The organism is Bradyrhizobium sp. 23, assembly GCF_023073295.1.
In the GTDB taxonomy this organism is placed as follows: domain Bacteria; phylum Pseudomonadota; class Alphaproteobacteria; order Rhizobiales; family Xanthobacteraceae; genus Bradyrhizobium; species Bradyrhizobium canariense_D.
This window is the reverse complement of record NZ_JADPJF010000027.1, coordinates 1-7337: the sequence shown is the minus strand read 5'-3', so window position 1 is coordinate 7337 and position 7337 is coordinate 1. Positions and strand designations below refer to the sequence as shown.

The following is a 7337-nucleotide window of genomic DNA, read 5'->3' as shown; positions in this document are numbered from 1 at the left end:
TGATCGATGCCCCAAAGCGCGGTGTCGACAGCGAACTTCTTGGCTTGCGCCGCGAGGGCGACCGGATTTCCCCCGGTCTGTATCTGCTCGGCGGCGCGGAAGACGAGCGCGTTGGCGGCCTCAAGCCGGACCGACACCTCCGCCAGCTCCCAGCGCAGGCCCTGATGTCCGGTCAGCGGCTTTCCGAACGCCTGCCGGCCTTCGCAGTAGTCCACCGCCTCGCACAGCGCCGCATGCAGAGTTGCGACGCACATGGCGGCCACGTGAACGCGGGCCGCGTTGACCGATGCCATCGATGCCTTGAGCGCGGCGCCGGGCGCTGCGATCAGACACCAATCGGGAATGAAGTGGGCGTCGAAGGCCACTTCGGCCAGACGGAAGGAACGCGCTCCGGGAACGACGATCTCGGTCCGCTTCACCGTCTCGGCTTGGCCGAAAGGCACGTAAAAGCTGGCGATCTCACCGGTCCCCGCAGCGTCTCCGACGCGGGCCAGGACGATCAGACCACCGACCAGCAGGCCGTCGGTCATCCACGCCTTGGTGCCGCTCAGAGCCCAGCCGCCGTTGACTGGAACCGCGGTGGTGGTCAGGGCGGAGACATCGCTGCCACCAGCTGGCTCCGTCATGGCGGTTGTCAGAAGAAGCTCGCCGCGCAACGCGGGCTGCAGCAGGCGCTCGATCTGGATCGACGTACCGGTTTGTGATAGGCGCGTGGCTCCGCCTTGATGGTGGTTCAGGCAGAACGCTGCCGCAAACCCGTGGTGCGCCATTTCCTGCGCGACGCGGACTTTGCACAAATAAGATGCTTCCAAGCCACCGTGAGCGCGCTTGGCCTGGAGGCCCAGCATGCCGAGAGCGGCCCACTCGGCGATCCACCTCTGCGGGAACGCGTCACCTGACACGTGCGCGGCGAAGACGCTCTCGGAGAAGGCACCGGCGCAGAACGCCCGCGCCTTCGCCACGTGATCACGCTCTTCGGCGGAGAGATGAACGTCATACTGGTAATAGAAGTCCACAGGAGATCCTTCGGCGAGCTACTTCTGAAGAGGCGCCCCAATGTCCTTGGCCCACTTATTCCAGTAGGCCTCTTCCTGTCCGACCTCGGCCGTGAAGGTCGAGACCGTTGAACCTGTGATCAGCGTGGCGCCGATCGTTTCCAGTTGCTTGAGGAATTCCGGGTCGCTCGAAGCCTTGTCAAGTGCGGCGCCAACCTTGGCGACGACGTCCGCGGGAAGGTTCGGCGGACCCGCGACCCCGAACCACGGCGAGATATCGAGAGGCTTGCCAGCGGCCTGCTCGATCGTCGGCAGATCCGGGAAGGCCGGCGACCGGTCGGCCGACGTCACCGCGAGCGCCTTCAGGGATCCGGCCTTGACCTGCTGGCCGATCGTGGCTTCGGTGAAGAAGCCCACCTGCAGGATGCCCGACATGCAATCGACGATCGGTTGATTGCCGCCCGAATAGTTGATGAACGTCATCTTCGTATCATAGGCCATGTCGAACAGCGTGCCGCCGACATGGGACGTCGCCCCGAACGTCCCGCCGAAGTTTACTTCTCCAGGGTGCGCTTTCAGATAGGCCACGAGTTCCGGAACAGTGGACACTGGAAGCTTCGGGTTCACCACGAGCAGGTTCCGCTGTTTCGCAACCTTGCGGATATAGGTGAAGCCCTTCTGCTGATCGTAGCGCACCGACGAATACAGTGCCTTTGCGCGAGTATTGGAGGACTCCACCGCGACGAGAAGCGTGTAGCCGTCAGGGTTTGCGCGCGAGACGTTGGACGCGGCGATCATGCCCCCGGCGCCGCCGTTGTTCTCGACGATGACGTTTTGGTTCAACTCCTTCGCCAGCAGACGACCGATCACCCGGCCGATGATGTCCGTTGGCCCTCCGGGGGGAAATCCGACGACCAGCTTAATCGTGGTTGAGGGATAAGCATCGGCGGCCTCGATCGGTCCAGCAAGGAAGCCGAGACAAAGAACGGCGGCGCCGGCGCCAATCGACGCAGTTTTTCGGAGTGATCGAAACATGCAGCACCTCCCTCGAAGGACGACCCACCTTCAAGCCAAGGACACTTTGTGTCAAGTGTGAAACGATCGTGATCCGACCAGGAGGCGCACATTGACCGGGCAAACGTTGCGGAAAAAGCGTGCATCATGCCTGTTACGCCACATCTAAGCCGAATGTGCCGCCCGGCAGCCCAACCTTCCAGGGTTGCCAAACCCCGTCGTTGTGTTCTAGACGATCGGTCTACAGAGAACACAAATGGCGAAATCTACGGACAACCACCGCGAGCTCAATGGGCAGGGCCGAAACCAAGTCGGCTATGCGCCGACCCGCGACGTTCTGATCCGTTGCGGAATGGAGGTGATGACCCAACAAGGTTTTGCAGCTACGGGCCTGGACGCGCTGCTGCGCCGCGCCACCGTGCCAAAGGGTTCGTTCTACCACTACTTCGAAAGCAAGGCCGACTACGGCCGCGAAATCATGAAAGCCTACGACTCCTTCTTCCGGCACAAGCTGGACCGCGCCCTGGACGACGGAACGCTTGCGCCGTTGGCGCGGATGCGAGCTTTCGTCGAAGGCGCCAAAGCGGGCATGGCGAAATACAGCTATACGCGCGGCTGCCTCGTCGGAAACCTCAGCCAAGAGGTCGAAGCGCTGCCCGACGATTACAGGTCCGCCTTGGACGAGATCGTCAAAGGATGGCAGCGGAAGGTGGCGCATTGCCTGGAACGCGCATACGAGGCTGGCGAGATCGGCAGCGCGGACTGCGATGCCCTGGCTGAGTTTTTCTGGATCGGCTGGGAGGGAGCGGTGATGCGTGCGCGCCTCGTCAAGAACGGCCTCCCGCTTGATACCTTCATCGCCGGTTTCGTCGCCGGCCTGCCGCGTCCGGACGAGCCGAAGGCCAGGTCCAGAAGAAAATCGTGAAGAGGAGTTCGAGTTGTTCAAAGCCGTGTTGATCGAGAAGGACGAGCGGGGATATCGCGCCGACGTCACTGAATTACCGGACAGCCGCCTCCCCGACGGTGAGGTGACGGTCGAAGTCGAGTTCAGCACGCTGAACTACAAGGATGGCCTCGCGATTACCGGCAAGGGCCCGATCGTGAGATCCTTCCCGCTGGTGCCCGGGATCGACTTCGCTGGCGTGGTGTCGTCGAGCTCCGACCCGACCTACACGCCGGGGGACCGCGTAGTTCTCAACGGCTGGGGTGTCGGCGAACAACATTGGGGCGGCCTGGCGCAGCGAGCAAAGGTCAAGGCCGACTGGTTGATCAAGCTGCCGCCCTCGATGCCTTCCCGCCGCGCGATGATCATCGGTACCGCCGGGTATACCGCGATGCTGTCGGTCGTAGCCCTCGAGAAGTATGGCATCCGTCCTGGCGCGGGCGACGTGCTGGTGACCGGGGCCGGCGGAGGCGTCGGCAGCATCGCGATCATGCTTCTCCACAAGCTCGGTTTCCGCGTCGTGGCTTCGACCGGCCGACCGGACGAGGAGCCATATCTCAAGAGCCTGGGCGCTGCCGAGATCATCGACCGGTCACAATTGTCACAGCCCGGCAAGCCGCTGCAGAAGGAACGATGGATCGCCGCGATCGACTCAGTAGGCAGCCATACGCTCGCCAATGTTTGCGCCGGAATCAAACCGGACGGAGCGGTCGCCGCGTGCGGCATGGCGCAAGGATTGGAATTTCCCGCAAGCGTCGCCCCTTTCATCCTGCGAGGAGTGGCGCTGTTCGGCATCAACAGCGTGACCCGCTCGAAGGCAGAACGCGTCGAAGCCTGGGATCGTCTCGCTTCCCTGCTAACCGAAGCCGATCTGGAGAAGACGGCGGTCGAGATCGGTCTGAACGAGGTCGTCGCCGCGGCTGGCGGCCTGATGAGTGGCCAAGTGCGCGGGCGCACCGTCGTCAACGTCAATAGATGACTTCGACCGAAAAGTAGAGCGATGCGACCGTGGCGGTCCGCCTCGGGGTAAATCTGAAAGCAATGACCGCTCTCCAAAAAATGGGAGATCCCCAAATATGGCTGCTTCGGAACGAATTGGAACGGATGAACCTGCGTTCGGGTTCTCGACGCGAGCGATCCACCATGGTTATGACCCTGCCCATCACTCTCGCGCGGTATCCCATCCCATTCATATGACGTCGACCTTCGCCTTCGACAGCGTCGCCGAATTAGATGCGGTGGCCGCATTGGGGGGCAAACTGTATGGGCGGGAGTTCAATCCGACGACCGCATTGCTGGAATCCCGTTTGGCAAACTTGGAGGGTGCCGAAGACGCCGTCGTACTGGCCTCGGGAATGGCCGCGTTCGGTGCCTTGGTACTTTCGCTCTTATCCCAAGATGACGAACTCATCGTCCATCGGACCTTGTATTCGAATACGACGACCATGACGGAACAGGGCTTGCCGCGCTTCGGCATAAAGACCATCCCTGTCGATCTCAATGATCCCGCCAATCTGGATACTGTTCTCACATCTCGCAGTAGAGCCGTCTACTTTGAGACGCCGGTCAATCCCACAGGAGACGTGCTCGACATCGAAGCCATTGCGCAACGTGCTCGGCGGGCCGGCCTCTTGGTCATCGTCGACGGCACATTTGCATCTCCCGCGCTGCAGAGGCCTCTCCAATGGGCGGACATCGTGCTCCACTCCCTTACCAAGTATATCAGCGGGCATGGAGACGTTCTTGGAGGGGCTCTGCTGGGACGGACCGAGTTGATCGAAAAAATACGTGATCGCGGCTTGCGCTACATCACCGGTGCCGTCATGTCGCCGATGGTTTCTTCTCTGATTCTGCGCGGGATCAAGACGCTTCCTCTCCGAATGGACCGCCACGGGTCCAACGCACTTGCGATTGCGCGCATGCTCGATGCCCACTCGGCGGTAGAGTGGGTGAATTATCCATTTCTGCCGTCCCATCCGCGGCATGCAATCGCAAAGAGACAAATGTCAGCGGGCTCTGGAATGCTGTCCTTTGGTCTACGCGGGGGTTTTGATGCCGCCCGATGTTTTCTCGACCACCTCAAGCTCATTACGCTTGCCGTCAGTCTTGGAGATGCTGAAACGCTTATCATGCATCCCGCGAGCCTGGTTCATGCCCGGCGCGCCGTTCGTCCTGAAGCGCGCCTGCAAAGGGGAGTCGGAGATGACCTGATTCGCCTCTCGGTTGGTCTGGAAGACGAGGCAGATTTGCTCGGCGACCTTGAGCAGTCCCTGAATCGTCTCTAGGTCGCCCGCAACGAACGTAAGTCAAGGAGAGGCCAAAGATGATTGCGCCGCCGCCAGGACTCGAGCCCGCCATGGACTTTGCTCGGATTACTCTAAGCCCTCAGAAAGAGATCGTCCGAAAGTTCTACAAGGAAATGTGGGACAATGCGGATGTTGCTCTAATCCCCGAAATATTTCAGCCTGGGTTCACCTTCCGGGGCTCTCTCGGTCCTGTCCTCGTCGGCTTCGATCAGTTCGCGGACTACGTCAGATGGGTGACAGACTCCCTGGAAAACTACACGTCTGACATCCTCGATCTCCTCGAGGAGGACAACGCAGTCTCGGGCAAGCTGCGCTTCCACGGCATCCATCGAAAGCCGATGTTCGGCCACGCGCCCACCGGACGCCACGTGTGGTGGTACGGTGCGCCGATCTTCACGTTTCGAGGCGACAAGGTGAGCGATCTGTGGGTCTTGGGCGACATCCATGGACTGATGGGTCGTCTCGCGCCGGATACAACTAGCGAACCGGAATTCACAACAAACAAGTAGCCCATGCTCCATGCCCCTTCGCGCCGAGCGGACCACCTCTGGAAACGCAGACAAGCGATGTAGACGCCTCCAACCTTCAAGAACGAAGACGTCCGCTGAGGGCGGGCGCCTCGTTGTGCGGTAAGACGCGGCGGCCTCACCATTCCCTGCTTTCCCGTAGGGTTTGGCGAGCCAGCATAGAGGAATTTTAGCAGCGCCTTTTACGGCTACTCTCTGTGTGCAGCACCCCTCTCGCTTCGCAGCAAAATGTCGATGTCTCCTGTCGCGCGTTTTACGCACGCGATATACCTCAAACCTCGGTTAAGATTTCAGCCGCGGCCAAGCCGAAAGTTTGATCAGCGTCTACCGCGCCTCGGTCCACTGCTTGGGTTTGTCGTTTGGCACCGCCACGCTCTGGCTCGCCGGGAGAACAGCAAAATCGTTCCGTTCTCGGAACTAAATGCCCATTCAGTGGAGTTCGGTTCCGCCGAAACGGTGGTTGCAAACGAGACCAAGCTAGGGCAGATTTTTGTCACCGGGGCTGGCTACATATTTCACTTGTCTTTTTAACCCGGGTTCATTTGACGGTGCGCAGGCCGCAGCGGTTTTAACCTCCCGCTGCGGCCTTTGTATTTGCCATGCGCCCGCCAGCGTGAGCCGGCGACCACCATAGATTCCTAAGGTCAATAGCTATGCGCGGCCGCAAAGGCCCCGACGATGAGGACGGCTCCGTCGCCAAGGGCCAGCAGCAATAGAAAGGCTGTGTCCTTCGGACCGTTTCCTGCCTAGAAGAAGAGGCTGTACGCCAGGGACGTTCTCGCCAACAAGATGCAGGTACGTCGCTATTCACCCCCTCGGCCACGGCGTTGCTCGACTAGCCCGCGAAGTAAGAGGGCTCGACTTTGAAGTTTAGCAACTGCTGTTGGTGACGGCCGTATTCCTGACCGTCTGTTTCGGAGTGTCAGCCTGGGGCATCTCGGACGAGAGGGACGTCGAAACCGCCGGTCAAATCCCGCACCAGTCCTTTGGTTTGAAGCCGGCCGCTCAATAGGAACATTTCGACATCCAGAGAGTCGGATGCCCATAAAGCCTCCCTCAGACCGATGGATAATGCGGTTGCCTATGCGACCTCGGTATTCATCGTCGTCCTCGGCGTCGCGATCCTTATCGCCGTATCGGCTCCAGCTCACCAGCCTTATGGACGTGCCTTGCGGTCGTTCTCATTTCGATTGGTCTCGTGAGTGCCTTTGGCGACTGTTAACGAGCGTCCGGCGCGCGCTGGCCTTGGAACAAAGCTCATTTGGCTCCATTGCAATTCCATGAAATGGCTGATCGGCGTCGTGTTGGCCGTCCTGGTCTGTGTAGGAATCTATGGCGGATCGGCTTTCGTTTCGCTGGTGGGTTTGGTTTCCGCAGTCCGGGGTGCCGATGTTGCGCAAATCCTGGCTCGGACGGATATGCCCGCCTCCGCCATTCCATCGTCGACCAGGTGATGACAGCCTACCTGGTCGTCCGTGAACAAGGCACTAAGCGATTGAGCAGGAGTCAGTTTTCCGGTTGCGGCGGCATTTGAGATTGCAGGGATTGGGGG

At 60.5% G+C, this 7337-nt stretch carries 6 protein-coding genes; 4 read left to right on the top strand and 2 right to left on the bottom strand.

Features of this window, described 5'->3' with window-relative positions:
- Positions 1-1016, bottom strand: a 1016-nt coding sequence (locus tag IVB32_RS42975) for an acyl-CoA dehydrogenase family protein (protein WP_247409878.1), incomplete at its 3' end; no start/stop codon positions are given.
- 18 nt (positions 1017-1034) lie between these two features.
- Positions 1035-2030, bottom strand: coding sequence for a tripartite tricarboxylate transporter substrate binding protein (locus tag IVB32_RS03890; protein ID WP_018456525.1), 996 nt, complete (start codon positions 2028-2030; stop codon positions 1035-1037).
- 235 nt (positions 2031-2265) lie between these two features.
- Here IVB32_RS03890 and IVB32_RS03885 point away from each other — a divergent pair, with 235 nt between their 5' ends.
- The 4 genes from IVB32_RS03885 to IVB32_RS03870 all read left to right on the top strand — a co-directional run bounded on the left by IVB32_RS03885 (position 2266) and on the right by IVB32_RS03870 (position 5767).
- Positions 2266-2934: a TetR/AcrR family transcriptional regulator gene (locus tag IVB32_RS03885; protein WP_018456524.1), complete on the top strand. Its 669-nt coding sequence runs from the start codon at positions 2266-2268 to the stop codon at positions 2932-2934.
- A 13-nt stretch (positions 2935-2947) separates the two neighbouring features.
- Positions 2948-3931, top strand: coding sequence for an MDR family oxidoreductase (locus IVB32_RS03880; RefSeq protein WP_247360296.1), 984 nt, complete (start codon positions 2948-2950; stop codon positions 3929-3931).
- Between the two features lie 97 nt (positions 3932-4028).
- Positions 4029-5237, top strand: a complete 1209-nt coding sequence (locus tag IVB32_RS03875) for a PLP-dependent aspartate aminotransferase family protein (RefSeq protein ID WP_247360215.1) — start codon at positions 4029-4031, stop codon at positions 5235-5237.
- Positions 5238-5275: 38 nt separating this feature from the next.
- The gene (locus IVB32_RS03870) at positions 5276-5767 is read left to right on the top strand and encodes an ester cyclase (protein ID WP_157642969.1); all 492 of its coding nucleotides are present in this window, start codon (positions 5276-5278) and stop codon (positions 5765-5767) included.
- The last annotated feature ends 1570 nt before the right edge of the window (positions 5768-7337 follow it).